The organism is Sinorhizobium sp. RAC02 (assembly GCF_001713395.1).
Lineage (GTDB): Bacteria > Pseudomonadota > Alphaproteobacteria > Rhizobiales > Rhizobiaceae > Shinella.
Window position 1 is genome coordinate 1,468,855 of record NZ_CP016450.1, and the last position, 26,692, is coordinate 1,495,546.

The 26,692-nt window shown below is 61.7% G+C and carries 28 protein-coding genes; 14 read left to right on the top strand and 14 right to left on the bottom strand.

Going from position 1 to position 26,692, the window contains the following annotated elements; translation table 11 throughout:
* Nucleotides 1-3: 3 nt before the first annotated feature.
* Entirely contained in the window at nt 4-591 is a 588-nt protein-coding gene (locus tag BSY16_RS07010; RefSeq protein ID WP_069058994.1) for an NAD(P)H-dependent oxidoreductase, read from the bottom strand.
* Nucleotides 592-679: 88 nt separating this feature from the next.
* Between BSY16_RS07010 and BSY16_RS07015 the strand changes: the two genes are divergently transcribed.
* The 4 genes from BSY16_RS07015 to BSY16_RS07030 all read left to right on the top strand — a co-directional run bounded on the left by BSY16_RS07015 (nt 680) and on the right by BSY16_RS07030 (nt 4,814).
* Nucleotides 680-1,588 carry a LysR family transcriptional regulator gene (locus BSY16_RS07015; RefSeq protein ID WP_069058995.1) on the top strand — a complete coding sequence of 303 codons (909 nt, stop codon included), beginning with the start codon at nt 680-682 and terminating at the stop codon, nt 1,586-1,588.
* Nucleotides 1,589-1,787: 199 nt separating this feature from the next.
* Complete coding sequence (locus BSY16_RS07020; RefSeq protein ID WP_069058996.1) at nt 1,788-2,084, top strand: hypothetical protein; 297 nt, start codon at nt 1,788-1,790, stop codon at nt 2,082-2,084.
* A gap of 14 nt (nt 2,085-2,098) precedes the next feature.
* Nucleotides 2,099-4,543 (top strand): hypothetical protein, encoded by a 2,445-nt coding sequence (locus tag BSY16_RS07025; protein WP_150129895.1) that lies wholly within the window; start codon nt 2,099-2,101, stop codon nt 4,541-4,543.
* A gap of 22 nt (nt 4,544-4,565) precedes the next feature.
* The gene (locus BSY16_RS07030; RefSeq protein ID WP_069058998.1) at nt 4,566-4,814 is read left to right on the top strand and encodes a hypothetical protein; all 249 of its coding nucleotides are present in this window, start codon (nt 4,566-4,568) and stop codon (nt 4,812-4,814) included.
* A gap of 63 nt (nt 4,815-4,877) precedes the next feature.
* On the opposite strand, the gene BSY16_RS07035 is transcribed toward BSY16_RS07030, so the two are convergent.
* Entirely contained in the window at nt 4,878-5,825 is a 948-nt protein-coding gene (locus BSY16_RS07035; protein WP_069058999.1) for a DUF3137 domain-containing protein, read from the bottom strand.
* Between the two features lie 113 nt (nt 5,826-5,938).
* Between BSY16_RS07035 and uvrB the strand changes: the two genes are divergently transcribed.
* Nucleotides 5,939-9,097, top strand: coding sequence for an excinuclease ABC subunit UvrB (gene uvrB, locus BSY16_RS07040; protein ID WP_069059000.1), 3,159 nt, complete (start codon nt 5,939-5,941; stop codon nt 9,095-9,097).
* Nucleotides 9,098-9,832: 735 nt separating this feature from the next.
* Here uvrB and BSY16_RS31365 read toward each other — a convergent pair.
* Entirely contained in the window at nt 9,833-10,288 is a 456-nt protein-coding gene (locus BSY16_RS31365) for a hypothetical protein (protein ID WP_083242975.1), read from the bottom strand.
* Nucleotides 10,289-10,477: 189 nt separating this feature from the next.
* Nucleotides 10,478-10,924: a hypothetical protein gene (locus tag BSY16_RS31900; protein ID WP_150129896.1), complete on the bottom strand. Its 447-nt coding sequence runs from the start codon at nt 10,922-10,924 to the stop codon at nt 10,478-10,480.
* A gap of 792 nt (nt 10,925-11,716) precedes the next feature.
* Between BSY16_RS31900 and BSY16_RS07050 the strand changes: the two genes are divergently transcribed.
* The 5 genes from BSY16_RS07050 (at nt 11,717) to BSY16_RS32315 (ending at nt 14,397) form a co-directional block, all read left to right on the top strand.
* Entirely contained in the window at nt 11,717-12,130 is a 414-nt protein-coding gene (locus BSY16_RS07050) for a hypothetical protein (RefSeq protein WP_069059002.1), read from the top strand.
* Between the two features lie 107 nt (nt 12,131-12,237).
* Nucleotides 12,238-13,230 carry an endonuclease/exonuclease/phosphatase family protein gene (locus tag BSY16_RS07055; RefSeq protein WP_150129897.1) on the top strand — a complete coding sequence of 331 codons (993 nt, stop codon included), beginning with the start codon at nt 12,238-12,240 and terminating at the stop codon, nt 13,228-13,230.
* 64 nt (nt 13,231-13,294) lie between these two features.
* Nucleotides 13,295-13,465, top strand: a complete 171-nt coding sequence (locus BSY16_RS32310; RefSeq protein ID WP_171902393.1) for a hypothetical protein — start codon at nt 13,295-13,297, stop codon at nt 13,463-13,465.
* 21 nt (nt 13,466-13,486) lie between these two features.
* Nucleotides 13,487-14,122: an alpha/beta hydrolase family protein gene (locus BSY16_RS07060; RefSeq protein WP_069059004.1), complete on the top strand. Its 636-nt coding sequence runs from the start codon at nt 13,487-13,489 to the stop codon at nt 14,120-14,122.
* A gap of 98 nt (nt 14,123-14,220) precedes the next feature.
* Nucleotides 14,221-14,397 carry a hypothetical protein gene (locus BSY16_RS32315; RefSeq protein ID WP_160859753.1) on the top strand — a complete coding sequence of 59 codons (177 nt, stop codon included), beginning with the start codon at nt 14,221-14,223 and terminating at the stop codon, nt 14,395-14,397.
* Nucleotides 14,398-14,504: 107 nt separating this feature from the next.
* Here BSY16_RS32315 and BSY16_RS07065 read toward each other — a convergent pair whose 3' ends face one another.
* On the bottom strand, nt 14,505-15,446 hold the full coding sequence (locus BSY16_RS07065) for an alpha/beta fold hydrolase (protein WP_069059005.1): 942 nt from the start codon (nt 15,444-15,446) through the stop codon (nt 14,505-14,507).
* Between the two features lie 264 nt (nt 15,447-15,710).
* Here BSY16_RS07065 and BSY16_RS07070 point away from each other — a divergent pair, with 264 nt between their 5' ends.
* Nucleotides 15,711-16,025 carry a DUF1883 domain-containing protein gene (locus BSY16_RS07070; RefSeq protein WP_069059006.1) on the top strand — a complete coding sequence of 105 codons (315 nt, stop codon included), beginning with the start codon at nt 15,711-15,713 and terminating at the stop codon, nt 16,023-16,025.
* 33 nt (nt 16,026-16,058) lie between these two features.
* Nucleotides 16,059-16,352 carry a hypothetical protein gene (locus tag BSY16_RS07075; protein WP_069059007.1) on the top strand — a complete coding sequence of 98 codons (294 nt, stop codon included), beginning with the start codon at nt 16,059-16,061 and terminating at the stop codon, nt 16,350-16,352.
* Nucleotides 16,353-16,392: 40 nt separating this feature from the next.
* On the opposite strand, the gene BSY16_RS07080 is transcribed toward BSY16_RS07075, so the two are convergent.
* Nucleotides 16,393-17,688: a replication-associated recombination protein A gene (locus BSY16_RS07080; RefSeq protein ID WP_069059008.1), complete on the bottom strand. Its 1,296-nt coding sequence runs from the start codon at nt 17,686-17,688 to the stop codon at nt 16,393-16,395.
* Nucleotides 17,685-19,088, bottom strand: coding sequence for a DegQ family serine endoprotease (locus BSY16_RS07085; protein WP_069059009.1), 1,404 nt, complete (start codon nt 19,086-19,088; stop codon nt 17,685-17,687). Before BSY16_RS07085 ends, BSY16_RS07080 begins: the two co-directional genes overlap by 4 nt.
* A 201-nt stretch (nt 19,089-19,289) precedes the next feature.
* On the opposite strand from BSY16_RS07085, the gene msrP reads away from it, so the two are divergent.
* Together msrP and msrQ are read left to right on the top strand one after the other, a co-directional pair.
* Nucleotides 19,290-20,231 carry a protein-methionine-sulfoxide reductase catalytic subunit MsrP gene (gene msrP, locus BSY16_RS07090; RefSeq protein ID WP_069059010.1) on the top strand — a complete coding sequence of 314 codons (942 nt, stop codon included), beginning with the start codon at nt 19,290-19,292 and terminating at the stop codon, nt 20,229-20,231.
* Nucleotides 20,231-20,875: a protein-methionine-sulfoxide reductase heme-binding subunit MsrQ gene (gene msrQ, locus BSY16_RS07095; RefSeq protein ID WP_069059011.1), complete on the top strand. Its 645-nt coding sequence runs from the start codon at nt 20,231-20,233 to the stop codon at nt 20,873-20,875. The genes msrP and msrQ overlap by 1 nt, the downstream gene beginning before the upstream one ends.
* A gap of 54 nt (nt 20,876-20,929) precedes the next feature.
* On the opposite strand, the gene rplQ is transcribed toward msrQ, so the two are convergent.
* The 7 genes from rplQ to rplO all read right to left on the bottom strand — a co-directional run bounded on the left by rplQ (nt 20,930) and on the right by rplO (nt 26,685).
* On the bottom strand, nt 20,930-21,352 hold the full coding sequence (gene rplQ / locus BSY16_RS07100) for a 50S ribosomal protein L17 (protein WP_069059012.1): 423 nt from the start codon (nt 21,350-21,352) through the stop codon (nt 20,930-20,932).
* 140 nt (nt 21,353-21,492) lie between these two features.
* Nucleotides 21,493-22,503 (bottom strand): DNA-directed RNA polymerase subunit alpha, encoded by a 1,011-nt coding sequence (locus BSY16_RS07105; protein WP_069059013.1) that lies wholly within the window; start codon nt 22,501-22,503, stop codon nt 21,493-21,495.
* 100 nt (nt 22,504-22,603) lie between these two features.
* Nucleotides 22,604-22,993, bottom strand: a complete 390-nt coding sequence (gene rpsK, locus BSY16_RS07110; RefSeq protein WP_069059014.1) for a 30S ribosomal protein S11 — start codon at nt 22,991-22,993, stop codon at nt 22,604-22,606.
* Nucleotides 22,994-23,237: 244 nt separating this feature from the next.
* Entirely contained in the window at nt 23,238-23,606 is a 369-nt protein-coding gene (gene rpsM / locus BSY16_RS07115) for a 30S ribosomal protein S13 (protein ID WP_069059015.1), read from the bottom strand.
* Between the two features lie 264 nt (nt 23,607-23,870).
* A complete protein-coding gene (locus BSY16_RS07120) occupies nt 23,871-24,455 on the bottom strand; it encodes an adenylate kinase (protein ID WP_069059016.1) in 585 nt (194 codons plus the stop codon).
* Nucleotides 24,452-25,792, bottom strand: a complete 1,341-nt coding sequence (gene secY / locus BSY16_RS07125; RefSeq protein ID WP_069059017.1) for a preprotein translocase subunit SecY — start codon at nt 25,790-25,792, stop codon at nt 24,452-24,454. The genes BSY16_RS07120 and secY overlap by 4 nt, the downstream gene beginning before the upstream one ends.
* Before the next feature lie 413 nt (nt 25,793-26,205).
* Complete coding sequence (gene rplO, locus BSY16_RS07130; RefSeq protein ID WP_069059018.1) at nt 26,206-26,685, bottom strand: 50S ribosomal protein L15; 480 nt, start codon at nt 26,683-26,685, stop codon at nt 26,206-26,208.
* Between the last annotated feature and the right edge of the window lie 7 nt (nt 26,686-26,692).

Here is a 26,692-nt window from a genome sequence, read left to right on the forward strand (position 1 = left end):
GGCTCACCCCCAGGCTTCCACGAGGAAGCGTCGGAAATCTTCCTGCGGTTCGGTCGCCTTGCGCCAGTCCTCGAGAAGCCCCGCATAGGTCTTCACCGCGCCATGCAATGCAATGTCGTCCAGCTTGTTGGCCCGGAAGAGCACAAAGGGCGGCTGCCATGGCAGGCCGCAACGATGCGCGGTCGCTTCCAGCGGGCGCAGCAGTTCAGCCATGGTGAACTTATTGGCGCCGTCCGGTGCATAGGCTTCCGGCACATTGCCGGCTGTTGCGGCGACGAGCAGCGGCGTGCCCTCCAGCAACCGGCCTTCCGTTTCGTAGTTGAGGTAATACATGCGCGTCAGCACCGCATCCTGCCAGGCCTTCAGCAGCGACGGCGTCGAATACCACTGGATCGGGAACTGCAACACGATGCGGTCGGCCGACAGCAGCCGGGCCACTTCCTGGTCCGCATCGATCCTGCCGTCCGGATAGAGGGCATGGAGGTCGATGACCTCGACACCGGGCAGGCGAAGGGCCGTGCCGGCGAGCGCGACATTGGCGCGCGAACCGCTGAGATCGGGATGGAAAAGAAGGATCAAGGTCTTGCTCATGGCGTCATCTCCTGTGTTGACGCCATCAGAATGCCGTGCCCGGTAAAATCATTCCAATGGATGGTTTGTATATGCTATTATCGATTTCATGAATTTAAGATCGATCGACCTCAACCTTCTCGTCATCCTCGACGCGCTGCTCGACGAGGCCCATGTCTCACGCGCCGCCGCCAAGCTGAACCTGTCGCAGCCCGCCACCTCCAGTGCGCTGGACCGTTGCCGCCACCTCTTCGCCGATCCCCTGCTGGAACGCGGCAAGGGTGGCATGCGCCTGACGCCGAAGGCGGAAGCGCTGCGTGATCCCCTGAAAAACCTGCTCGTCGGCATTGCCGCCGTCGTCGACGCCCCGGAAGAGCCGCTTGCCGACATCCGCCAGACCGTGCGCATCGTCACCGCCGACCATCCCGGCATCCTCGTCGCCGGCCCGCTGCACCACGCCCTCGCCCGCTCCGCCCCCGGCATCGATCTGGTCATCCAACCCTGGCATGGCGCCGCCGCCGTCCTCGAATCCCTCGCCCGCGGCGCCAGCGACATTGCACTCTCCGTCTTCCCGGCCATCGACGAAACGGCCTTCCACTGCGAAACGCTGCTGCAGGAGCATTATGTGATCGCCATGCGGAAGACCCACCCGGCCGGCGCCGATTTCACCCTCGATCGCTGGCTGGCCTATCCGCACATCCTCGTCTCCGGCCGGGGCGACACGCGCACGCCCCTGGACGACCAGCTTGCCGCCCTTGGCAAATCCCGCCGCGTCGGTATCGTCGTGCCGAGCTTCCTGATGGTGCCGTCGCTGCTGGAGGGCAGCGATCTCATCGCTATGATGCCGAGCCATTGCCTGCCATCGGATGCGGCCGAGCGTTTCCACATCGTCCTGCCGCCCATCCCCGTTGCCGGCTTCCCGCTCCACCTCGCCTGGCACCGCCGGCGCGACAAGGACCGGGCGGTGCAGCACGTCGCGGATGAATTGCGAACGTTGCTTGCTGCGGCGCGTCGATAAAACAGCAAAACGGGATCGCCGGCCGGCCTCAACCCGGGTACCCGTCGAAGCCGCGAATTCCCACTTTTGCTTGCATTCGCAATCCCTTATTATATACTACCTTGCATTTCTCAATATGACACAGACTGCACTTACGCGCGAATGACGAAAACAACCGTCCGGCGTCGCGCGGCCCGATTTTCAGTGCGAGGAGGGATGAATGTCCCTGATGGCATCTTCACACTCTGTCGCGCGGCAGGCCGTCGCTGTCTCCGCGCTTCTGCTGCTGAGCCAAATGCCGGCCAGCGCCCAGGAATGCCGCGCCGGAACCAATGGAACAAAGGTCACCTTGCCCTATGCGGGCTGCCCGTCCGGCGTTGCGCGCTTCCTGTGCTCGAGTGGAAGAGCGGTCTTTCAGCGGTGTGAGCCGCCCGTCGCGAGCCAGAGGACGAATGGGGCGGTGCCGGCGACCACCGGCAGCGGAAAAGACAAGACCAAACAAGACAAGCGAAACTGAGGTGGATGGTGGTGGTGAACGAACCGGATCCTGCGCAACCCACACCCCGATATGCCTTCCGGCTTCCGACGGGGTGGCGTGCCGGCGTTTCTGCCGGCGCCACCGTGATCGCCCTCTTTCTGGCCTATCTCGTCTATCTGTTCGGCCTGCCGGATCTCTACTTCTGGCGCTCACCAGGCCGCATCTATGTGGAAAGCCCGGAAATCTACACCCGCGAGCGGCTGGTCAACGATCGCTACCTGCAAGCGGCCTGGCTTAACAACAAGCTCGACACCGTGGAGAAATCCACCTTCAGCAGGACGCGCATATCTTCATCGTTGAAAATCGGTATCGGCGCAGCAGAGGCCGGAGACGGAAAAACTGAACCCGTCGCTGCGGAATCGTCCGATGCATCGAAAACGGAGACGGCCCCCGCCACGTCGGTGAGAACCGATCCGGTGGGCGAGTTTCCCTACGATGTCGACTACGACCTCAAGTCCGCCATGCGAGACAAGATCCGTCAGGACATCATCGAGAACATGCTCGACGACCGGCACGACCTGACCGGCAATTCTCTGGTGGCAATGAAATTCGATACGACGGTGCTCAAGCGGCGCGGCTCAAGCTACCACGCACGCGTCGCCTTCAAGATCACCGCGGAAAAGCTTTTCTCACCCCCGACGGCGGCCGACGGCAATCCGATGTCCGTCGAAGAGGCACTCGTAAACACCTTCTACTTTTCGAAGGAAGGCAACACCATCCTCACAAACGAGGCGCATCCGCTTTACCGGTCTTATCTTCAGTACAACGAGTGGCTCAAAAACCTGGAACACAGGCTGAACCGCGAGCTTGATCGCTCCTGCAAGCGATTGCTTGGCCCGTCGAATGCGCAAATCCTCCAACTCAATCTGGCCGTGGTCAATTTTGAGAACGTGCGGGGCATGTTCCGCGAAACGCTCGCGAAAGTCCTGTCCATACAGAGCGACTTCGAGTTTCCGGAAACGGACCTCGCGGCGGTGCCGCTGCCGACACCATGGTCCGATGTGATCAGCCTGCAATATTCCAGCAACATCATACAGGAAGCCAACTGCTCGGCGCTCAGAATGCGTGTGCTGCCGCTGACAACGACCATTTTCTCGCTTACGGCGAGCACCGACGATGAGTTTCAGGCGCTGATCAGCCGTCTGAACGACCTCCAGTCAAACTTCGCGACGATCATCGTCAACGATGAGGAGCGAAGGGTCTATTTCACGACCAAGATCAAGACCGCCTCCGCGACGGACCCGATACCGCCCCTCGTCTACGGCCTCGCCGCCCAGATCTACGAGACCCTGGCGACGGAATCCAAACCCAGCATCTACCACCTGGCCGATGCCGGCAAACTGTGCCTGCCTTCGAGCACATCGCCCACCAAGGAACTGGAACGGCGCGAGGACGCGGAAACGGCCATCGCCGGCATCGGCGATTATTGCGGCCAGACGGACATATTTCCGAAAACCGGTTCATTGTCGTCGATCTTCTTTCCGGCCGGCTATTTTGCCTTCATGAAGAAGGTCGAGCGTTCGGATTCCTATCTCTACTCTCTCATCCCCAATGGATCCTCCACAGCGCGGGTGCTTTCGAAGTCGGCCAGTCTCCGCCTCGGCCTGAAGGGCGGAGAAGGACGGCTCGGCGGCATACTCGACCATGGCGAAGACATTTCCGCCTTCGATACGGAGCCGGAGGTGTTGACCTTCGGCATGGCCAGCCCGGCCGACGTGATCGAGTTCGGGTGGATCGCTATCGGCAATGACCGCACCTCCGGTCCCGAGACCTTTTCCCAGACCGCGCTCCTGTCCGTGCCGGCCTGGGCAAACCAGATCGAAGCCGAGGTTACGACCGGTTGGGTCAACGATTCGGGTTCCGTCGTCTTCGAGGATCCACCGCGCCGCTTTCCCATTCCCATGCCGTCGGACTACGAGATTTTCGACGCGTTCATTTCGGATGGCCTGACCTATCGGCGACCCAACATTGATGAGGACGCCTTCGGTAGCGGGCACCTGCTGCGCGTGGGGCAACCGGGCTCGATCATCATCCCCGGTGTCCGCCTCTGGCGCAGCACCGTTGTGACCCTCGGCAGCCAGAAAGCGGACGAGATTTTTGTCCTGCCGGACATGGAAGGCGTCATCGCGAGCTTCAAATCGGTCAGCGCCTTCTTCGACGACTTCATCGATTGCAAGACGATCGTCCAAACGACGATTGAGGACGTGCAGCCCCTTGCGGCCCTGACAGGCATGCCCTCAAACATCACAAACGAGCCCACGGCGCGACGCTGCACCAAGACATTGCCGCTCCGGGTTTGGACGAGCGAAGGCATGGATGAGATCGATGGCAAGGTGACGGTGGTCGACATTCTCAGCAAGGTCCCGGCGGCCGCGGACGGCAACAAGCTGGATGCCGTCACCACCCAGGCCACCACTTCGGACGCCGCAGCGCAGTAGCTGGACAATGGAGAACCGAGAGATGACGCGATTTTTTGGACACAGAACCAAAGCGGGGCGCCGGCAGCTGCCGGTTCTGTTGCTCGCCGTTGTGGCCGCCCTGCCTCTATCGGCCGCTGACAGCCGTCTAGTAGAGCGCACGGCCGCCCTGCAGACCGCGCAGGCCTTCGGCTTCCGGTGCGCGACGCCGCAATTCGTCTGCCAGATCCCGCCCGCGATGCTCGGCTCGATCTGCTTCTGCGGCGCCTTCCAGGGCGTCGTCGTGCCCTGATCGAGAGTATTGTTTTATCGCATTATCCGACGCCGACGCGGTGCCGCTCCGGCTGGAAATGCGCTAGCCGATCCTGTTCACCAGCTGCGCCGTCGCCAGCAGCATGACGAGATCACGGATCATCGGCCGTAGGTGCCGGTCGAAGTCGATCGGCGTGTCCACCGGCGGCAGCTCGAAAAAATTCTTCTTCGCCGGCACCAGCAGGTAGCAGTCCCGGCCGTCCAGCGCGATGCGCACCACGTCGTCGCGCCATTCCGTCGCCAGATAGTCGAGCGCCTTGGCCAGCGTGCCCTGCACGATGGGCGTCGCGGCGTCCAGCCGGTTGGTGCGAAACTCGTGCGAGGAGTCCACCTCGGGATTGCCGCTGGTGACGAGCGCCAGGCTGGAGCCGCCGAACAGGTCGCGCATGAAGCGGTGAACGGCATTGGGCCGGCGCGCCGCCAGAAGCTGGCCGGGAAACTCCTGCTCCCGCTCGAAATGGAAGATCACGCCCTTGAAGGTGGTCTGCCGGCTCTTGCCGCTGCCGGTGATCAGTTCGGTCTCCGACAGGGTGAAGGCCAGCCCCTTGTGCCTGCCGGCGATCATGTCGCCATGTTCGTTGCGGTCGCGCGGCACGAGGTCCTTGCCGGGCATGGTGTGGATGAAGCGCGGCTCCGCCCCGTTCACATACTGCACGTTGTCGACGAAACCGAAGACCAGCGGCAGCATGCGGTCGCGCAGGCTCTGCTGGAACTGCCTGGCCGGTGCGAGGGCGAAACGCCAGACGAAGCCGCCGCCGACGAACAGCAGCCCGAGCACGATGCCGACGATATCGGTCGCGATTTCCACCCAGGCGATGTAGGCCACGAAAGCCGAAAACACCAGGTAACCGCCGAAGATCAGCGCCACGCGCACATACATGTCTCCGGTCACCCGGCCGCGCGATGCATTGTAGTCCGCCACCGCCGCGTGCAGGGTCTCCAGTGCCGCGTCCTTCGGCATCAATGCTGCTTCGTCAATGACTGCGCTCATGACCGCCCCCTCACCGTAGCTCTCGGATAACGGGTGGAACCGGCCGCAAATTCGTTTCCCTTTTGTACTCATGCCCTCTTTTCTTTCCCGGTGACTCTCTCCATATTCCCCGCATGGCCAGATCCCCGAAAAAACCCTCGCCCTCGAACCCCGGTTTCGAGGAAGCCCCGCAATCGCCCGTCGAGGGAGAGCCGTTGTCCGGCAGCGTCTCCGACTGGGTGAAGCAGCTCGAGGCGGAAGCGGAGGCCGCAGGCATCGAAAGCCGCCGCGAGGTCGCGTCGAAGGCCGGCAAACACCGCAAGACGGTGGAGAACGCCGCCCGCCGCCACACGGAAAACGTCGAAGCGGAAGCCAGAGCGAAGCGCAGCGGCCAGACGGCCGCCGCCGGTCGTCCGGCGCCCCGCGCGGAGGCCAGCCCGAAGGGCGGAGCGGCCGTGAGCGCAAGCAAGACATCCCGCGGCGTGTCGATCGGCGGCTCGTCCGACCCGAAGACCCGCGCCGCGGCCGGCCTCAACCCGGTGTCCGGCATGGACACCTCGCTGGAGGACGCCGTCTCGCAGAATGCGGGTGCGGCCGTCACCGCGACGGTGGAGGCGCTCTCGGCGCTCATCGAGAGCGGCAACCCGCTGTTCAAGGACGGCAAGCTGTGGACGCCGCACCGCCCGGCCCGGCCGGAAAAGTCGGAGGGCGGCATCCCCATCCGCATGATTTCCGAATACCAGCCCGCCGGCGACCAGCCGACCGCCATCAAGGACCTCGTCGAGGGACTTGGCTCCGGCGAGCGCAACCAGGTGCTGCTCGGCGTCACCGGCTCCGGAAAAACCTTCACCATGGCCAAGGTGATCGAGGCGACGCAGCGCCCGGCGGTCATCCTCGCGCCGAACAAGACGCTGGCCGCGCAGCTCTATTCCGAGTTCAAGAACTTCTTCCCGGAAAACGCGGTCGAATATTTCGTCTCCTACTACGATTATTACCAGCCGGAAGCCTATGTGCCGCGCTCGGACACGTTCATCGAGAAGGAATCCTCGATCAACGAGCAGATCGACCGCATGCGCCACTCGGCCACCCGCTCGCTGATCGAGCGCGACGACTGCATCATCGTCGCCTCGGTCTCCTGCATCTACGGTATCGGCTCGGTCGAGACCTACACCGCCATGACCTTCCAGATGCAGGTCGGCGAACGGCTCGACCAGCGCCAGCTGCTCGCCGATCTCGTCGCCCAGCAATACAAGCGCCGCGAGATGGATTTTCAGCGCGGCTCGTTCCGCGTCCGCGGCGACACGATCGAAATCTTCCCCGCCCATCTGGAGGATGCCGCCTGGCGCATCAGCATGTTCGGCGACGAGATCGACGCGATCACCGAATTCGACCCGCTGACCGGCCAGAAGACCGGCGACCTGAAGTCGGTCAAGATCTACGCCAACAGCCACTATGTCACGCCCCGCCCCACCCTCAACGGCGCCATCAAGGCGATCAAGGAGGAGCTGAAGCACCGTCTCGTCGAGCTGGAAAAGGCCGGCCGCCTCTTGGAAGCGCAGCGCCTCGAGCAGCGCACGCGTTATGATGTCGAGATGCTGGAGGCCACCGGCTCCTGCGCCGGCATCGAGAACTATTCGCGCTACCTCACGGGCCGCAAGCCCGGCGAGCCGCCGCCGACGCTGTTCGAATACATCCCCGACAACGCGCTGATCTTCATCGACGAAAGCCACGTCACGATCCCGCAGATCGGCGGCATGTACCGCGGCGACTTCCGCCGCAAGGCAACGCTGGCGGAATACGGTTTCCGCCTGCCCTCCTGCATGGACAACCGCCCGCTGCGCTTCGAGGAATGGGATGCCATGCGGCCGGATACGATCGCCGTGTCGGCGACGCCCGGCAACTGGGAGATGGAAGCGGCCGGCGGCGTCTTCGCCGAGCAGGTCATTCGCCCGACCGGGCTGATCGATCCGCCCGTGGAGGTGCGCCCGGCGAAAAGCCAGGTGGACGACGTGCTGGGCGAAATCCGCGAGACGGCGCAGGCCGGCTACCGCACGCTCGTCACCGTGCTTACCAAGCGCATGGCCGAAGACCTCACCGAATACCTGCACGAGCAGGGTGTTCGCGTGCGCTACATGCACTCGGACATCGACACGCTGGAGCGCATCGAGATCATCCGCGACCTGCGTCTCGGCGCCTTCGACGTGCTGGTCGGCATCAACCTGCTGCGCGAAGGCCTCGACATTCCGGAATGCGGCTTCGTCGCCATCCTCGATGCCGACAAGGAAGGTTTTCTGCGCTCCGAAACCTCGCTGGTCCAGACCATTGGCCGCGCGGCGCGAAACGTCGACGGCAAGGTCATCCTCTATGCCGACAACATCACCGGCTCCATGCAGCGCGCCATGGACGAGACGAGCCGCCGCCGCGAAAAGCAGGTGGCCTACAACACGGCGCACGGCATCACCCCGGAATCGGTGAAGGCCAGGATTTCCGACATCCTCGACTCGGTCTACGAGCGCGACCATGTGCGCGCCGACATTTCCGGCGTCTCCGGCAAGGGTTTTGCCGATGGCGGCAATCTCGTCGGCAACAACTTGCAGACCCATCTCAACGCGCTGGAAAAAGCCATGCGCGACGCCGCCGCCGACCTCGACTTCGAAAAGGCCGCCCGCCTGCGCGACGAAATCAAACGCCTCAAGGCCGCCGAACTCGCCGTCATGGACGACCCGATGGCGCGGCAAGAGGCGGCAAATGCCGAAGGCGCGAGCGGGAAATCTAAAGGCGCCGCGAAGGCGCAGGATGCCGGAAAGAAGACGGCCACCCACCTCCCCCTTGAGGGGGGAGGTCGCCGCGCAGCGGCGGGTGGGGGTGACCCCGCCACAACCGCCGACACCGGAGAGGATCACCCCACCCCGGACCTCCGGTCCGACCCTCCCCCTCAAGGGGAGGGTAAAGCCGGCACCAGCTATTTCCAGAAACCCGCCCTAGACGACATGGGCCGCGACGTCGCGACCCCGGCCGGCAAATCCCTGTTCCGCAAGAACAGCCTGGACGAAATGACCGTCGGCCGCACCGAAAAACCCGTCACCGGTAACCTCCCCGCCCGCCCGGACGAAACCCTCGCCAGCAAGAAACGCACCGCCCCCCTGCTCGAAGGCCAGCCGGAACGCGCAACCGGCACCGACGACGCCAAACCGGTCGTGCGGGGAAAGGTCGGCGTCGGGAGCTATGAGGATCCGGCGGAGGCGAAGCGCAAGGGGCGCACGAAGGGGAAAACGGGGCGTCCGGGGCAGTGAATTAGTCACCGCTGCCGATTTTCGACCCTTCGGTAAGATGCCTATTTACGACTTCGCTTAATTACATCAGAGAGCAAATCGTCGTCCGAGTGCATATAAGGCGCAAGTTCATCTAAATACGCCTTCAATCGAGCCTGGAGAGAGATATTACGTTTTGGCGGCTTACTATACGATGCTATCGCGCGGACAACCTTCATTGGTAGAAATTGTAGCAGAACCCGAAAACCCTTCTTGTCTGTAAGCCCTATAGAGCGTGCGTCGACTGATCCGGGAAAACCGGCCAGCTCAGGAAAAAGGTCCGATTGACTGGGATCATACGTTTTGGCCTGTCTAGCGTCGACATCGGCCAATATACGTTTCAGAGCAAGTGTTTCGAGTTTCTCTGACTGTGATGCGATTAGGCTCGGGTACCGCGCTCTCAATTCAGCAATGACATCGTCGCTTGTATACTGGCCTTTCAGGCCGCATTCGTGGGCAATCTTTCTCAAAGCGCTGCGTAGATTCATCCTATCGACTCCAACTGCGTCAATTAACCACATTGCACATTTGCGAATCACTAAAGGTCAGAACGTGAACCCAACAGATCATCAAGTCAAGCACTCCCCCACGCAGAGTGCTAACAGAACGAATGGAAGTTAGGCATTGCCATTTTCAGGCTTTAAGGATGGCAGAATGCGGGACGAACAATAAGCCCCGAAACACTTGCAGACTGACGCCAAAAAATATCTATGCTGACTAGCGATCACTTCTCCTGCGTAAAATATTAAGATATGTGTCGTTTTTATCGCGATTATCCCAAGTTGCACGAATATGCTCTTCCAAATTCGGGATATCTATATCAAGAGAAGACTTCCAAAGAGTTGGTTTATATTCATAAACTCGAACGAGATTATCAACATCAAAAAGCCTTCCGGTATCCTGGCTCTTTATTAAAGCGGTTGGCCCTTTATTATAGGCAAGCCTCAATCCAAGTTCAAACAATACATTAGGATTATGATCGCTTAAGTCAGCAATCAAAAGGTCAGCATCCAATACTTCATTTATTATAGTAGACTGAATAATATCAGAACCACTTTTATTTGCCCAATCAACTTCAAATCCCGCAGCTTTTGCCGCAGGCTCTATAAGTGAGCGATATACTTCTTTAAAAAAACCTTCCGAACGCACCGGGTTACGCTCGACAAATGGCATTATGACGAACGCCTTATATCGACCGGACCGGGTGACAACAGTGTCTGTTGACACACCTGCCGGCAACACATCCCCCCTTCCGGCAGGTTGAACATACACAAGGCTTTGCTTCGCATCGATTCCCAAAAAGCGAATATTTCCCTCAAATATCTCAATAAACTCATCTACATACCTCTCAATAATTTTAAATTATGAAATAAGTGTATTTCTAAAAAACTTCTTCTCTGGAATGGTATTGTTTTCATAATGCTGATATACCTTATAGAATACGTCAACATTGCAAAATGCTTTAAATTTTCCCTCGGACTCATCTTGTGGATCACGAGGATACGCAATGCGCCTTCCTAAATCAGTGAGCGAAATGGTGCTTGCTCTCGTATTGCCTTCTGTCAATCCATAAGCTTGAGCAGCGGAGAGAATAACCCCGAATTCAGAGGATCGAGGTCTTCTCCCAATAGCGTCAGCAATTTGTGGCGGCGAGTATGCCTTGCCTGCGTTTTTGTCTTTAATTGCGTGAACCACTTTTAAAGCGTCAGCTAATGCCTTCCTAGGAAAGGGACGTAATTCTTGACGCGACGAGCCTTTTTTCGCAGAATCGCCGTCGGAAATATTGTTCTCGGAGTCAACAGGATCCATAGACATAAGCCCTTCAAACAAATTTTGATGCGATCAAATCGTGAACAAATTCAACTAATGCGTCAAGATTTGATTTAACCATATGCACCGTAAAATTGAAGGAGATTGGAACTGCGGGCCGAGGATCACATCAAGCTGATCCAACAAACTATTTTTGTTTTCCGTTTTTATCCCCACCCTCTCCGCCCATGCCATAATCCCCTCATCCCGCCGCGGATACACCGCAAGGCGTTGCGGCGAGGCGGGGGCGGCGCTTTTGGGGCGGGCGGGACGTAATCCTGCTCCAGAAGGGCCTGCGGAAAATGGTCTCCCTCCGGCGGCACGGGGGAAGCGGCGGGGTGTCGGACCAACCCTGTCGTTTTGCGCCCCGAACGGCGCGCCGGATGTGCCTGTGCGGCACACAAGGAGGCTGGCCCGGAGGATGCGTCGGCATCGTCCGCCGGGGTGATGTCTTTCCGGGACGGGTGCGGATTGCGCCTTTCCGGGCGGCGGGGCTCATGGAGAGCGCTGCCGTTCCGTCAACCGGACAGGACCCGCCCCGGAAACCGACGGCAACCGCCCGCCGGCGCCAGCCTTTGCAGAGAGACCGGAGTCGCAGGCAAAAACCACTGAACGGGGTGCCGCGAGGTGCCAGTTACTTACTTTAGATGCGGCAGCTCCGGCGCCCCGTCCGACGTTCGTTTGTCCAGAGCCCGGCGTGGTTTCACGCGCGGGACCGCTGTCGCGCATCCGCAGTCCGGCGACCCCGGCTGAAGCGCACGCGCACCCGACCTCCCACAGACAGGAGCCCCCATGTTCGACCGCAGCCGGCTTCCCCCGCTCAACGAGGCACTGCTTTGCCACACCGCTGATATGCTCGCCTTGCCATTGCACGCCTGCTCTGTGCGCGAATGCCGGCGCGCGCGCCGCTGCTCGTTCTTCTATCGGGATGACCGGCAGCCCTGCTGCGTCGACAATCTCGAGACGGAACAGCGCCGCCTGTTCGACGCCTTCGCCGAGCTGGTGCGCGATGTCAGGGACTACAGCACGCCCGCCAGCAAGCTGCTGTTCGCCTCGCGCTGGCGCGGTGAACGGGAGATGCAGGATGCGGCCGTGGCGGTGGCGCGCTCGCTGCTCGCCGGGCGGCGGCTGCGGTCTTTCCGGGCCTTCGAGGCATTGCGGGCCAAGGAGCCGCCGCCGTGGCTGGACGGTTTTCCGCCCGACTGAGCGCGTCTTCGCGGCCGTGTGCATTGCGGCATCCGGCAGCGCGGGGTAAAGGCTGGACATCCCGTTACGGGACTCTGGCGAATCCCCTGATGCGGAAGGAACAGCCGATGCCGATAGCGCCGCGCCGGGGACCGATCGCCCTCGCCTACCGCGTCCTCGTCCTGCCGGGCGTCATCGCCTATCTGTTCACCGTCAGCATCGTCGTGCTCGCCGCCGACCGCTTCTGGCTGGTCGACCTCGCCACCTTCGCCTGGCCCTATATCGTCGTCGTGGGCGCGCTGCTCGTCGTCGCGGCCTGCGTGACGCGACGGGTGAAGGCGATCGTCATGGCGGTCGCCGGCCTTGCCGTCGCGCTCATCCCCGCCGCCGACGTGCCGACCGCCCGCCTCTCCACCGCCGCCACGGGCCTGAAGGTGCTCACCGCCAATCTCTACGTACTGAACGCGGAGACCCCGGAAACCTTCGTCGACCTGCTGCGCCGGGAAAAGCCTGACATCGTCGTCATGCAGGAAACCACGCGGCGCTTCGTGACCGCCATCACCGCCTCCCGCCTGTTCCCCTATGAAAGCCAGTTCGATCCCTCCGCGCGCGACGGCATAAAGGTCTATTCGCAGTTGCCGATCCGCGCGCAGACCGCCCTGCAGCGCGCCTTCACCGAGGAGGACGCCTACAAGCAGCCGCTGCGCCTGGAGCTCGATGCGCGCGGCAAGCCGCTCTTCCTCTACGCCTTCCACCCCGAGACGCCCCGCCGCCTCTGGCAATGGCGCGACCGCAACGCCTATCTCTCGGCCGCCGCCGACGCCGTGAAGGGCGATCTCGAAAAGGCGCCGGTCATCGTCGCCGGCGACTGGAACACGCCGACCTGGTCGCCGTTCTTCCGCAATTTTCTGAAGCAGGCGGGCCTCACATCCACTGCCGGCGGCTGGCTGCAGCCGGTCACGCGCTTCAGCCTGAAGCTCGCGCCGCTCGCCTATGTCGGCGCCTCGATCGACCACATCGCCGTCTCGCCCGACATCTCGCTGCACGCTCGCCGCATCGGCCCGGATTTCGGCTCCAACCACCTGCCCGTCATCGCCGAACTCTCGCTGCCGGAAAGCTGACCGGGGCCTCGTCACGACGAAAAAACACCCTATCTTGGATGCAAGATTTTCACGGGAGATGACGATGCCGACAGAGAAGGACAGCCCGAAAACCTCCATCGAACAGGAGCGCGCGCGCCAGAAGCAGAAGAGCGAGAAGGCCGAGCAGGACGACTATCTGGAAGAAGCGCTGGAAGAGACCTTCCCCGCCAGCGACCCGATCGCCCCCGGCGATGCGAAGGACCACGCCAAGTGAGACGGGGCCGTTGACGCAGCGATGAGCACCCCCTTCCTCTTCACCGGCCCGGACGACGCCGCCACCACGATCCTCCTTGCCCATGGCAGCGGCGCGCCGATGGATTCGGCATCGATGAACGCGGCCGCAGCGGCGCTCGCCGAAGAAGGCCTGCGCATCGCCCGCTTCGAATTCCCCTACATGGCCGCCCGCCGCACCGAGGGCAGCCGTCGTCCGCCGCCGAAGGCCGAGACGCTGAACCCGGCGTTCCGCGCCGCCGTCGAGGCGCTCGCGGCGAAGGGCAAGCTCGTCGTCGGCGGCAGGTCGATGGGCGGGCGCGTTGCCAGCATGGTGGCGGACGCGCTTTTTGCCGAAGGTCGCATCGCCGGCCTCCTCTGCCTTGGCTACCCCTTCCACCCTCCGGAAAAGCCGACACAACTGCGCACCGCCCACCTGATGGCGCTGAAAACGCCGACGCTGATCTGCCAAGGCACCCGCGATCCCTTCGGTACGAAGGACGAGGTGCCGACCTATGGTCTACCGGCCAGCATCCGTCTGCTCTGGCTGGAAGACGGCGACCATGACCTGAAGCCGCGCAAGAGCATTTCCGGCTTCTCCGCCGCCGATCACCTCACCACCATGGCAAGGACCGTGAAGGCCTGGACGGAGACTTTGTAGCCCTGTTCCGCGCGGAACAGCGCGGAGCTGCGTCCCATGCGAAAGTTCGGTCACTGGATGGAACGAACCATCCCAACCGAACCAGAAGGGACACCACCATGCGCAACCTCATCCTCGCCGCCGCCGTCGCTCTCACCGCCGTTGCCTCCTTCGCCGCCCCCTCGCAGGCCGGCTACTACAGCTACGACTACCAGCCCTATTGCTTCATCAAGAAGATCAAGAGCTACGACTACTACGGCAACCTCATCATCAAACGCGTCCGCGTCTGCCGCTAAGCGGAGCCCTTCGACCGGGGTCGCTCGAAGCGCGGCTCCAGCGGCCAGACGGCCTCACGGACGTGTGAAGCCCGGATGCGATCACCGCATCCGGGCTTCAGACTTTTTCAATTGCCGTCAACCTGCCCGGCCCAGCTCTGCGTGGTAGACTGGCCATCGAGGAAAGGCAGTGCGGTATTGACAAGGGCGGGTGCCGCAAAGGTTTCGTAGTGGGTCAGGCCCGGCAGGATGGCCAGACGGTTCTTTGACATGTTCTCCCGCATCCAACCGGCATCCTTCAGCCCGCCGCCGAGCTTCTGGTAGAACTCGACCATATGCTCCGGCCGGATCATGTCGCTGTCGCCGAAGATCAGCATGACCGGCATGGAGAGCTTTGCGACGGCGTCGGAGGCGTCGTAATCCTGGCGCATCGCCGCCCCCATGGCATCGAGCAGTTTCGGGAACTCGGAAACATCGGGTGCCACGGCCGCATAGGACTTATACATCGGCGTCTCCTTCATCATGTCGGCCATCGCACCCGAAACCGCCTCCTGCTGCGGAATCATCTCGGGGAAGAAACCGTTCCGGGCAAAGGGCGCGGAGGCGATGACGAGGCGACGCACCTTTTCCGGCGCCTGCGCGGCCATCTGGAGCGCGACACCGCCGCCGAAGGAGTAACCCAGCACATCGACCTGGTCGTAACCAAGCGTCGTGACGAGGCCGGCCATGTCCTTGCCGATCGCCGCAATGTCGATCGGCCGGCTGCCGAGCGGCGTGCGACCATGCCCCTGGAGATCAACGCCGATCACCTGCCGCTTGTCCTGCAACGTCTTGAGATTGGCGCCGAACATCTCGATCTGGCCAAGGCCGCCGTGAAGCAGCAGCAGAGGTTCACCCTTACCGCGGATCTCGTAGTAATAGTTGATGCCGTTGACCTCGAGATGGCCCGCCTTGTCCGGCTTGCCGGCCTCGCCCTGCAACGGGTTGTCCCTGGCCTCCTCGGCGGCTGCGATGGGTGCGAAAGCGGCAAGTGCTGCGGTCAGAAGGGTGATGATGGTCATTCTGGGCATGTCGTTCTCCTCGGTTCCAACCGGCGCCCGCCGGTTTCATGCACCAAGGACGTCGCCCGGACCGACGAGCCGACACGGCCCTCGAAATTTTTCCGCAGCGCTTGAAAAGTTGAATCAACGGGTTGCCGGACTGAATCCGGTTTCTCCAGCAACATACTGGAATCAATAGAATATTCAATTCGCTGGCGGCCTTCTGCGCGGAAGAAAACATTAACCGGCGCGTGGCAATATTAGCGCAAAACCAGATACGTTCCCGGGCAGACCATGGCACACAGCTTTTCCTACACGCACTACGATCTCGACATGCAGCGCGGCGGAACGGTGATCGAGATCACGCTTTCGGCGGTGGCCAATGTGCGCCTGATGAGCCACGCCAACTTCGACCTGTTCAAGAACGCCCGCCAGCACAAGTTTCTCGGCGGCGTCGCCAAACAATCGCCGATCCGCTTGAAGATTCCGAAGAGCGGCCATTGGCACGTGGTGGTCGACATGGAAGGGCATCCGGGCAAGGCCGACTCGTCGATCAAGATCGTGCCGCTCGCCCCGCAGAAACCGGCACCCCGCTTCAGCGCTGCGTAGCCTTGAGGCGAGAAACCGACACGAGAAGTAAATATGTATAATTTCAACTATTTTGAGCGTCGAGCAAAAGAGCTAATCGCGGACGGGAACGCTGCGGATGCGATCAAGATCTATCTGTTCATGGCAGATGGCGACCAGTCGCTGGACGGCGGATATCTCGGGGAGCGGCTGGGTCTATGCTACGAAAAAATTGGCGACCTGCATGCCGCAAAGTACTGGTACGGGCGGGCGATTGAAGAAAACCCCGGGCTGAGGCTGATCGCCATCAACGCCAGGGAAAGGCTCAGCCAAATCAGCGTAGATTCCATCCAGGTAAGCGCAGAATAGTCATCTCAACGACAGCGCCACGCCAAGCGTGCAGCGCGGCCTAACCGCGCTCCCGCCGCAGCTTCGCCCACCATTCGAGCCGCTTGCGCAGCTCGCGCTCGAAACCGCGCTCCGGCGGGTCGTAGAATTGCCGGCGGCCCATCTTTTCCGGAAAATAGTCCTGGCCGGAAAAGGCGTCGGGCTGGTCGTGGTCGTAGCGATAGCCCTCGCCTTTCATCAGCTTGGTCGGCGCGTTCAAAATGTGCTTCGGCGGGAGCAGCGAGCCGTTTTCCTTGGCCGCACGCATGGCCGATTTGTAGGCGGTGTAGACGGCGTTCGATTTCGGTGCGGTGGCAAGATAGAGGCAGGCCTGCGCCAATGCCAGGTCGCCCTCCGGCGAGCCGAGGAAGTCGTAGGCATCCTTCACGGCATTGCAGACGACCAGCGCCTGCGGATCGGCAAGGCCGATATCCTCGACGGCCATGCGCACCATGCGGCGGCAAAGGAACAGCGGATCCTCCCCGGCATCCAGCATGCGGGTAAGATAGTAGAGCGACGCATCGGGGTCCGATCCGCGCACGGCTTTGTGCAGAGCGGAGATGAGATTGTAATGGCCGTCCTGCGATTTGTCATAGACCGGCGCCCGGCGCTGCACGATGCGGAAGAGATCGTCCTGCCCGAAGGTTTCGCCGGCGCGGGCTGCGCGCCAGACTTCCTCCGCCAGCGTCAGCACCGCCCGTCCATCGCCGTCGGCCATGCGCAGCAGCGATGCCCGCGCCTCCGCGTCGAGCGGCAAGGGCTTGTCCTCGATCCCCTCGGCGCGCTTCAGCAGCTCTTCCAGGCTCTCCTCGTCATGCGGCTTGAAGGTGAGCACGCGAGCGCGGGAGAGAAGAGCGGCGTTGAGCTCGAAGGACGGGTTTTCCGTCGTGGCGCCCACAAGCACGATGGTGCCGTCCTCCATGACCGGCAGGAAACTGTCCTGCTGGGCGCGGTTGAAGCGATGGATCTCGTCGACGAAGAGCAGCGTCTGGCGCCCGCCCATGCGGCGCTGGCGGGCCGCATCGAACATCTTCTTGAGATCGGCGACACCGGAGAAGATCGCCGAAATCTGCTCGAAGGCGAGACCGGTTTCGCCGGACAGCAACCGCGCCACCGTCGTCTTGCCGGTGCCGGGCGGCCCCCAGAAGATCATCGAGCCGAGCGAGCCGGCCTCGATCATACGCGACAGTACACCGTCCGGCCCGGTCAGGTGCTCCTGGCCGGACACCTCGCCCAGCGTGCGAGGGCGCAGGCGATCGGCAAGCGGGCGCTTGGCTGCCATGTCCTCCGGTTCACGCGGGGCGAAGAGATCGCTCATCGGAAGAACTGGCGGATGCGCTGGCCGTCGCGTTCGATCTCGACGCGCCAAATGGACGGGTCCTCGTTGACGAGCTTGGCGAGGATTTCGCTCGACGTGACCGCAGTGCCGTTGAGTTCGACGATGATGTCGCGTGGCTGGAGACCGATGCGGGCTGCCGGCGAACCACGATTGATCTCGGTGACGACCACGCCGGTTGCCGCCTGGTTGACCGGCATGCGCAGCTCTTCAGCGATACGCGGCGACAGATTGGCGACGACAGCACCGGAGAAGGGATTGCGGCCTTCGATCAGCCGCTCGTCGCGCGGCGTCGTTTCGGGCGCGCGGTCGAGCGACAGCGTCAGGTCCTCTTCCTTGCCGTTGTTGACGATGGTGATGCGCGCCGTGCCGCCGATGCCGACCGTGGTCAGACGATAGCCGAGGGCATCAGGATGTTCGACCGGAATGCCATTCACCGCCGTAATGACCTGCCCCGGCTTCATGCCCGCCTTTTCCGCCGGGCTGCCGGCCTGCACCTGCGAGATCAGCGCGCCGCGCGCCCTTTGCAGGCCGAGCGCTTCGGCCACTTCCGAGGTGACCGCCTCGAAGGTGGCGCCGACGAAGGGACGGTCGAAGCTGGCGCTGCCGTTCTCCGCGCTGGCGATGAAGGTTTTCACGAGGTTGGCCGGTATGGCGAAACCGACACCATTCGAGCCGCCGCCGCGCGAAAAGATCGCCGTGTTGATGCCGATCAGCTCACCGTTCATGTTGATCAGGCCGCCACCGGAGTTGCCGGGGTTGATCGAGGCATCCGTCTGGATGAAGAAGCCGAAGTCACCGGACCGCACCTGGTTGCGCGCCAGCGCCGAAACGATGCCGCTGGTCACCGTCTGGCCGACGCCGAAGGGATTGCCGATCGCAAGAACGAGATCGCCCACCGCGACCGCGTCGCTGTCGCCGAGCGGCAGTGCCGTGAATTCGAAGTCGCCCTTGACCTTGAGCACGGCGAGATCGACGCGTTCGTCCTTCAGCACAACGGTGCTTTCATACTCGCGGCCATCAGCCAGCGCGATCTTGATATCGCTGGCGCCCTCGATCACATGGTTGTTGGTGACCACGATGCCCTTCGTGCCGACGATGACGCCGGAGCCGAGCGAGGATTGCTTTTCACTGCGATTCGGCATGCGCTGGCCAAAAAATTCTTCGAAGAAGGGATCGCCTTCGAAGATCGATCGGCGCTCGACGACGCGCTCGGCATAGACGTTGACGACGGCATTCTCGACCTGCTTGACGAGCGGTGCGAAGGAGAGGTGCATCTCCGTGCGCGATTGCGGCACGGTGCGCTCCTGGGCCGTGGCGGGCGTGACGAGCGCCAGTGCGAGAACGACCGGGACGGCAAGCAAGGTGCGGACTTTCAGCATGGACGAGTCTCCTTCGTTTCTGCGCTACGATCAGATAGGATTTCGCAGGAAAAAAGGCAAACCGCCCGCTTCTCGATCGCGACGACGTCACGAGCAATGCACGAAAAAGTGGTCACCACGAATCTTTTGCTGCCGTTGAAACAACATGGGCCTCCTTTACGTAGGTACCAGGGAAAGCAACCGAACAGATCGAGCCTCACCATGTCTTTCTACCGCCCGCCCCGCATCGCCGCTTCGGATATCACGCCGGAACACTGTTTCCTCAATCGCCGCACCTTTCTCGCCGCTGCGGCGGGTGGCGCGATGGCGGCGGCCGGCACGCCGGCTTTTGCGGAGGCCCTGAAGGCGGCGCCGAGCCAGTACAAGGTCGATGAGAAGCTGACGCCGGAGAAGGACGTCACGACCTACAACAATTTCTATGAGTTCGGCCTCGGCAAGGGCGATCCGGCGGCGAATTCGGAAAAGTTCAAGCCGACGCCCTGGACCATCAAGGTTGATGGCCTCGTCGGCAAGCCCAAGGAATTCGGGCTGGAAGAGCTGATGGCCATGCCGCTCGAAGACCGGGTCTATCGCATGCGCTGCGTCGAGGCCTGGTCCATGGTCATTCCGTGGATCGGCTTTCCGCTCGCCGCCCTGCTCGACCAGGTGGAGCCGCTCGGCGACGCGAAATACGTCGCTTTCGAGACCGTGGTACGGCCGGAGGAAATGCCGGGCCAAGGGGGCTACTTCCAATCGCTGCCCTGGCCCTATGTCGAAGGCCTCAGGCTGGACGAAGCCCGCCACCCGCTGACGATCCTCTCCGTCGGCGTCTACGGCAAGACCCTGCCGAACCAGAACGGCGCGCCGATCCGTCTCGTCGTGCCTTGGAAGTACGGCTTCAAGGGCATCAAGTCGATCGTCAAGATCACGCTCACCGACAAGCAGCCGCCCTCCACCTGGAACCTCGCCGCCGCCAACGAATACGGCTTCTACGCCAACGTGAACCCGGAGGTGGATCACCCACGCTGGAGCCAGGCGAGCGAGAACCGCATCGGCGAAGGCGGCTTCTTCGGCGCCAACCGCCGGCCGACTTTGCCCTTCAACGGCTATGCCGAGGAGGTCGCGAGCCTCTATGCCGGCATGGATCTGAGGGCGAATTTCTGATGGTCAGCCTGCCCGCCCTGCCCCGCAAATACCATGCGGCGTCGATCTGGCTGCTCTATGCCGTCGGGCTCGCGCCTGCGGCCTATGGCTTCTATCTCGGCGCGACGGGACTGTTGCCCGGCAATCCGGTAAAAGAGTTCGAGCACCTGCTTGGCCTCTGGGCGCTGCGCTTTCTCGTGGCGACGCTTGCGATCACGCCCCTGCGAGATCTCTTCGGTATCAACTGGATCCGCTACCGTCGCGCGCTCGGACTGCTGGCCTTCTGGTATGTGCTGATGCACTTCCTGACCTATATGGTGCTCGACCAGTACCTGAATTTCGCGGCTATCCTGACCGACATCGCCAAGCGCCCCTTCATCACCATCGGCATGGCCGCCTTCGTGATGCTCATCCCGCTCGCTCTGACGTCCAACAACTGGTCGATCCGCAGGCTCGGGCCACGCTGGGTGAAACTGCACCGGCTCGTCTATGTGATTGCGGCGGCAGGCGCGCTGCACTTTGCCATGGCGGTCAAGGTCGTCGCCCTGGAGCAGATGATCTATCTGGGGCTCGTGGTCCTGCTCGTCGCCTGGCGCCCCATACGGCCGCGCTTCAATCGCTGGAAACGCGGAAGCGACGGGCGAACGCAGTTCAACAGGGCATAGAAAAGGCCGGGAGATCGCTCTCCCGGCCTTTTTCAACTGTGTATCCCGAAAGGATCAGGCGGCTTCAGCTTCGGCTTCAGCAGCAACGCGCGCCTTGTCGGCTGCGCCCTTGGCGTCGACGTCGCGTTCAACGAACTCGATGACGGCGAGCGGGGCGTTGTCGCCGTGACGGTAGCCGGCCTTCATGATGCGAAGGTAGCCGCCGTTGCGGGTGGCGTAACGGGTCGCGATGGCGTCGAACAGCTTGGCGACGACGGTAACGTCACGGATCTGCGAGATCGCCTGACGACGAGCGTGCAGGTCGCCGCGCTTGCCGAGGGTGACGAGCTTCTCGACGATCGGACGAATTTCCTTCGCCTTCGGCAGCGTCGTTACGATCTGCTCATGCAGGATGAGCGAAGCAGCCATGTTAGCGAACATCGCCTTGCGGTGGCTGGGGGTACGGTTGAGTTTGCGACCGGAATTCTGGTGACGCATCTCTATTCTCCTTCACATGCAGGCAGTTGCCTGCCGTTTGATGGTTCCGCATGTCCGTCCCGCTCCGCGGAACACAGGTACATGCGCGTTTGTACATGCTAAGGCCAGCTTTACGCGCCCCCGTGGGGGCGCGCGCGGCCTTAGTACTGGTCTTCGTAGCGCTTGGCGAGATCTTCGATGTTCTCGGGCGGCCATGCCGGCACTTCCATGCCGAGGTGCAGGCCCATGGAAGCGAGAACTTCCTTGATTTCGTTCAGCGACTTGCGACCAAAATTCGGAGTGCGAAGCATTTCGGCTTCGGTCTTCTGAATGAGATCGCCAATGTAGACGATGTTGTCGTTCTTCAGGCAGTTCGCCGAACGGACCGAAAGTTCCAGTTCGTCGACCTTCTTGAGGAGCGCCGGGTTGAAGGCGAGCTCGGTGACCGACTCTTCTTCGGCTTCCTTCTGCGGTTCGTCGAAGTTGACGAAGACCGAGAGCTGGTCCTGAAGAATACGGGCCGCGAACGCGATCGCATCTTCGCCGGTAACGGAGCCGTCAGTCTCGATGGACATGGTCAGCTTGTCATAGTCGAGAACCTGGCCTTCACGGGTGTTTTCCACCTTGTAGGACACTTTCTTGACCGGCGAGTAGAGGCTGTCGACCGGGATAAGGCCGATCGGTGCGTCTTCGGAACGGTTGCGGTCGGCCGGGACGTAGCCCTTGCCGTTGTTGACCGTGAACTCCATGCGGATTTCCGCGCCCTCGTCGAGGGTGCAGATGACATGGTTGGGGTTCAGGATCTCGATGTCGCCGACCGTCTGGATGTCACCAGCCGTAACAACGCCCGGACCCTGCTTGCGCACGACCATACGCTTGGAATCGTCGCCATCCATCTTGATGGCGATTTCCTTGATGTTGAGCACGATATCGGTCACGTCTTCGCGGACACCCGGGATCGACGAGAATTCGTGCAGGACGCCATCGATCTGCACGGCGGTAACAGCCGCGCCACGCAGCGACGACAGGAGAACGCGACGCAGCGCGTTGCCGAGCGTCAGGCCGAAGCCACGCTCCAGCGGCTCTGCAACAAGGCTTGCCTTGGTGCGGCCGGAGGAGGCGAATTCCACCTTGTTCGGCTTGATCAGTTCCTGCCAGTTTTTCTGGATCATATGTTTTGCCTTCCGTTCGCCGCCACCATTCAATCGTGACGGCCGAGCCCTGAAGATCCATGGAAGCCGACCGGCTTCCATGGTTGTTTAAATGCGATGATCAGACGCGACGCTTCTTGCGCGGACGGCAACCGTTGTGCGGGATCGGGGTCACGTCGCGGATCGACGTGATCATGAAACCGGCAGCCTGGAGGGCGCGCAGAGCCGATTCACGGCCGGAACCCGGACCGCAGACTTCGACTTCCAGCGACTTCATGCCGTGTTCCTGCGCCTTCTTGGCAGCATCTTCAGCAGCGATCTGGGCTGCGAACGGGGTCGACTTACGCGAACCCTTGAAGCCCTTGGCACCGGCCGACGACCAGGCAATTGCGTTGCCCTGTGCATCGGTGATGGTGATCATCGTGTTGTTGAACGAAGAATTGACGTGAGCAACACCCGAGGTGATGTTCTTGCGTTCGCGACGGCGGACGCGTGCGGCTTCTTTGGCCATGGGTAGTCCTTTCGTTGATCTCGACACCGCCGTAGTACCAGCGGCTCCACCGGGAGAGACTGAAGTCCCTGCCCTGAATAACAAATGCACGCTGGCCCGGTAGGGCGATGCGTGCGGCGATATCGTCACTGCCGTAATGCCAGCAGCTCCACCGACCGGGACCCATGCATGACGCAAGGCCCCGCTCGAAACTCAAAAGAGGCCGGCGCGAAGCGCCAGCCTCTTGTTCCCCGTTGCCGGGAAATTACTTCTTCTTGCCTGCGATGGCCTTTGCCGGACCCTTGCGGGTACGGGCATTGGTGTGCGTGCGCTGACCGCGGACCGGAAGGCCACGACGGTGACGCAGACCACGGTAGCAACCGAGGTCCATGAGACGCTTGATGTTCATCGAGGTTTCGCGACGCAGGTCGCCTTCGACCTGGTAGTCGCGGTCGATGGCTTCGCGGATCTGCAGAACTTCTGCGTCCGTGAGCTGGTGCACACGACGTTCAGCCGGGATACCGACCTTCTCGATGATTTCCTGTGCGAATTTCGGGCCGATCCCGTGGATATAGGTCAGCGCGATGACTACGCGCTTCGCGGTCGGGATGTTGACGCCAGCGATACGTGCCACGCCTGTTCTCCTTGCTTCCAGTTGCCATCCGGCAAGTGGTTTTCTTCATATGAAACGGCCCAGAAGCCGTGTCGCTCAATCGATGTTCGGGTCATGTCGAAAACGACCGAACCCGGACTTCGTTTTTTGGAAGTCCGCGCCGATCGCAATGGAATGTCGCGAGTTGGCGCTGTCTTAAGGGGGAATCGGCCAAAAAGTCAACTCCCCGGCCGGTCCTTTTTAGGCTTTGAGCCCCTAAAGCAGTTCCTGATGGAACATTGCTTCTCAAGCCTTCTCCAGAATCCCGTCGATTTCGGCGGTTACGACATCGACATTGGCCATGCCGTCGATCGTCTGGAGCTTGCCGGTCGAAGCGTAGTAGTTCGACAACGGCGCAGTCTTTTCGCGGTATTCCGTCAAACGGCGCTTGAAGGCCTCCGGATTGTCGTCGGAGCGAACGGTGCCGCCAGCGGCAAGCGTTTCCGCCACGCGAGTCTCCATGCGCTTCACCAGCGCATCCTCGTCGACCTTCAACTCGATGACGGCATCAAGGGCGATGCCCTTGCCGGCGAGAATCCTGTCGAGGGCCTCGGCCTGCGGAACCGTGCGCGGGTAACCGTCAAGGATGAAGCCTTTGGCACAGTCTGCCGAATCAACGCGATCGGAAACGATCTCGTTGACAATCGCATCGGAAACGAGCTGGCCGGCATCCATGACGGCCTTCGCGCGCTTGCCGACATCCGTGCCGGCGGCAACAGCCGCCCGCAGCATGTCACCCGTGGAAAGCTGCGGAATACCGTGCTTTTCCGTCAGGAGCTTGGCTTGTGTACCCTTGCCAGCGCCCGGCGGCCCCAGAAAAATCAGTCTCATCGTCCCCTCTTTCCTCCACGCAGCTTCGACTTCTTGATCAGCCCTTCATACTGCTGAGCAATCAGGTGACCTTGTATCTGTGCTACAGTATCCAGGGTCACGCTGACAACAATCAAAAGCGACGTACCACCAAGGTAGAACGGCACACCGGTCTGCGCGATAAGGATTTCGGGAAGGATACAGACGAACATCAGGTAGGCCGCGCCGATGACCGTGATGCGGGTCAGCACGTAGTCGATATATTCGGCGGTGCGCTCGCCCGGGCGAATGCCCGGAATGAAGCCGCCGTGCTTCTTCAGATTGTCGGCCGTGTCCTTCGGATTGAAGACGATGGCCGTGTAGAAGAAGGCAAAGAACGCGATCATGCCGGCATACATCATCATGTAGAGCGGCTGGCCGTGGCCAAGCGCTGCTATGATGGTGGTCGCCCAGGACGGCAGTTCCGCGGTGTTCGAGAAACCGGCCAGCGTTGCCGGCAGCAGAAGCAGCGAGGACGCGAAGATCGCCGGGATGACGCCTGCGGTGTTGAGCTTCAGCGGCAGGTGCGAGGTATCGCCCTGGAACATGCGGTTGCCCACCTGTCGCTTCGGATACTGGATCAGAAGCCGGCGCTGGGCGCGTTCGACGAAGACGATGAGCGCGATGACGCCGACAGCCATGACCACGACGGCAATGACCACGCCGATCGACAGCGCGCCTGTGCGGCTGAGTTCGAGCGTACCGGCCAGCGCGCCCGGCAGGGCGGCGACGATGCCGGCGAAGATGATCAGCGAAATGCCGTTGCCGATGCCGCGCGAGGTGATCTGTTCACCCAGCCACATCAGGAACATGGTGCCGCCGAGCAGCGAAATGACGGTGGAGATACGGAAGAACCAGCCCGGATCGTTGACCAGCCCTGCCCCGCTCTCGAGGCCGACCGCGATGCCATAGGCCTGCAGCGTGCCGAGCAGCACCGTGCCGTAGCGAGTGTACTGGTTGATGATCTTGCGACCCTGCTCGCCTTCCTTCTTCAGCTGCTCCAGCGAAGGAACGACCGAGGTCATCAGCTGCACGATGATCGACGCGGAAATATATGGCATGATGCCGAGTGCGAAGATCGCCATGCGCTCGACGGCGCCGCCGGAGAACATGTTGAAGAGGCCGAGGATACCGCTCGACTGGCCACGGAAGGCCTGCGCAAAGGCTTCGGGGTTGAGGCCCGGCAACGGGATATAGGTGCCGAGACGATAGACGAGCAGCGCGCCCAGCGTGAACCAGAGGCGCTTCTTCAGATCTTCCGCCTTGGCGAAAGTCGAGAAGTTGAGATTAGAGGCAAGTTGTTCCGCTGCCGAAGCCATGCATTTCTCCGCGAAGCCGATCCGGCGGCGGGGAGCCCGGCCAGGTCCGGAATGGCTGATCCGTTGGCACATGCGCCCGGCCTCCTCGGACCGATTGCACATGCTAAAATTCGTCGTGCCTATTTTGCCGTTGCGGCAAACCTGGCGGATGGAGCCTAAACCGGTTGAAACGCGGATTGTCAAGCAATCCCGGCCTCACCGCACTGCATAATTCCTTAAATCGCAATCGATGTAAGGAATTATGCAGCAGATTCAAAATTCTACAGCGACTTTGGTGCATCACGTGTGACGCGCGGCGTTGTAGTTTCTCTTCCGGATAACAACGGCCCAGAGAATCCGGGCGTCGTCGTGAGGCTCACATATGGGAGCAAAATCGCCCGGTGTGAAGCACACCGGGCGAAGTTTTCGTCGAATTATTCGGCTGCTTCTGCTGCTGCCGAGAGAAGCTTGATCGAGCCACCGGCCTTTTCGATCTTCTCAACAGCCGGCTTGGAGGCGCCGGCGACTTCGAACGTCACCTTTGCCGTCAGTTCGCCATCAGCGAGGATGCGAACGCCGTCCTTGACGCGGCGGATAACGCCAGCGGCCTTGAGAGCGGCTGCGTCAACCGTTGCCTTGCCGTCGAGCTTGCCAGCGTCGATTGCGACCTGAATGCGGCCCAGCGACACGATGACGAAGTCGGACGAGAAGATGTTGTTGAAGCCGCGCTTCGGCAGGCGACGGTAGATGGGCATCTGACCGCCTTCGAAGCCGTTGATGGCTACACCCGAACGTGCCTTCTGACCCTTTACACCGCGACCGCCGGTCTTGCCGGAGCCAGAACCGATACCGCGACCTACGCGCTTACGGTTCTTGGTGGAGCCTTCGTTGTCTTTGATTTCATTGAGCTTCATGATCTAT

What these genes read in the sequence shown, in the direction of transcription:
- BSY16_RS07010 (WP_069058994.1), bottom strand. Translation starts at nt 591, where the DNA reads ATGAGCAAGACCTTGATCCTTCTTTTCCATCCCGATCTCAGCGGTTCG.
- BSY16_RS07015 (WP_069058995.1), top strand. Translation starts at nt 680, where the DNA reads ATGAATTTAAGATCGATCGACCTCAACCTTCTCGTCATCCTCGACGCG.
- BSY16_RS07020 (WP_069058996.1), top strand. Translation starts at nt 1,788, where the DNA reads ATGTCCCTGATGGCATCTTCACACTCTGTCGCGCGGCAGGCCGTCGCT.
- BSY16_RS07030 (WP_069058998.1), top strand. Translation starts at nt 4,566, where the DNA reads ATGACGCGATTTTTTGGACACAGAACCAAAGCGGGGCGCCGGCAGCTG.
- BSY16_RS07035 (WP_069058999.1), bottom strand. Translation starts at nt 5,825, where the DNA reads ATGAGCGCAGTCATTGACGAAGCAGCATTGATGCCGAAGGACGCGGCA.
- uvrB (WP_069059000.1), top strand. Translation starts at nt 5,939, where the DNA reads ATGGCCAGATCCCCGAAAAAACCCTCGCCCTCGAACCCCGGTTTCGAG.
- BSY16_RS31365 (WP_083242975.1), bottom strand. Translation starts at nt 10,288, where the DNA reads ATGCCATTTGTCGAGCGTAACCCGGTGCGTTCGGAAGGTTTTTTTAAA.
- BSY16_RS31900 (WP_150129896.1), bottom strand. Translation starts at nt 10,924, where the DNA reads ATGGATCCTGTTGACTCCGAGAACAATATTTCCGACGGCGATTCTGCG.
- BSY16_RS07050 (WP_069059002.1), top strand. Translation starts at nt 11,717, where the DNA reads ATGTTCGACCGCAGCCGGCTTCCCCCGCTCAACGAGGCACTGCTTTGC.
- BSY16_RS07055 (WP_150129897.1), top strand. Translation starts at nt 12,238, where the DNA reads ATGCCGATAGCGCCGCGCCGGGGACCGATCGCCCTCGCCTACCGCGTC.
- BSY16_RS32310 (WP_171902393.1), top strand. Translation starts at nt 13,295, where the DNA reads ATGCCGACAGAGAAGGACAGCCCGAAAACCTCCATCGAACAGGAGCGC.
- BSY16_RS07060 (WP_069059004.1), top strand. Translation starts at nt 13,487, where the DNA reads ATGAGCACCCCCTTCCTCTTCACCGGCCCGGACGACGCCGCCACCACG.
- BSY16_RS32315 (WP_160859753.1), top strand. Translation starts at nt 14,221, where the DNA reads ATGCGCAACCTCATCCTCGCCGCCGCCGTCGCTCTCACCGCCGTTGCC.
- BSY16_RS07065 (WP_069059005.1), bottom strand. Translation starts at nt 15,446, where the DNA reads ATGCCCAGAATGACCATCATCACCCTTCTGACCGCAGCACTTGCCGCT.
- BSY16_RS07070 (WP_069059006.1), top strand. Translation starts at nt 15,711, where the DNA reads ATGGCACACAGCTTTTCCTACACGCACTACGATCTCGACATGCAGCGC.
- BSY16_RS07075 (WP_069059007.1), top strand. Translation starts at nt 16,059, where the DNA reads ATGTATAATTTCAACTATTTTGAGCGTCGAGCAAAAGAGCTAATCGCG.
- BSY16_RS07080 (WP_069059008.1), bottom strand. Translation starts at nt 17,688, where the DNA reads ATGAGCGATCTCTTCGCCCCGCGTGAACCGGAGGACATGGCAGCCAAG.
- BSY16_RS07085 (WP_069059009.1), bottom strand. Translation starts at nt 19,088, where the DNA reads ATGCTGAAAGTCCGCACCTTGCTTGCCGTCCCGGTCGTTCTCGCACTG.
- msrP (WP_069059010.1), top strand. Translation starts at nt 19,290, where the DNA reads ATGTCTTTCTACCGCCCGCCCCGCATCGCCGCTTCGGATATCACGCCG.
- msrQ (WP_069059011.1), top strand. Translation starts at nt 20,231, where the DNA reads ATGGTCAGCCTGCCCGCCCTGCCCCGCAAATACCATGCGGCGTCGATC.
- rplQ (WP_069059012.1), bottom strand. Translation starts at nt 21,352, where the DNA reads ATGCGTCACCAGAATTCCGGTCGCAAACTCAACCGTACCCCCAGCCAC.
- BSY16_RS07105 (WP_069059013.1), bottom strand. Translation starts at nt 22,503, where the DNA reads ATGATCCAGAAAAACTGGCAGGAACTGATCAAGCCGAACAAGGTGGAA.
- rpsK (WP_069059014.1), bottom strand. Translation starts at nt 22,993, where the DNA reads ATGGCCAAAGAAGCCGCACGCGTCCGCCGTCGCGAACGCAAGAACATC.
- BSY16_RS07120 (WP_069059016.1), bottom strand. Translation starts at nt 24,455, where the DNA reads ATGAGACTGATTTTTCTGGGGCCGCCGGGCGCTGGCAAGGGTACACAA.
- secY (WP_069059017.1), bottom strand. Translation starts at nt 25,792, where the DNA reads ATGGCTTCGGCAGCGGAACAACTTGCCTCTAATCTCAACTTCTCGACT.
- rplO (WP_069059018.1), bottom strand. Translation starts at nt 26,685, where the DNA reads ATGAAGCTCAATGAAATCAAAGACAACGAAGGCTCCACCAAGAACCGT.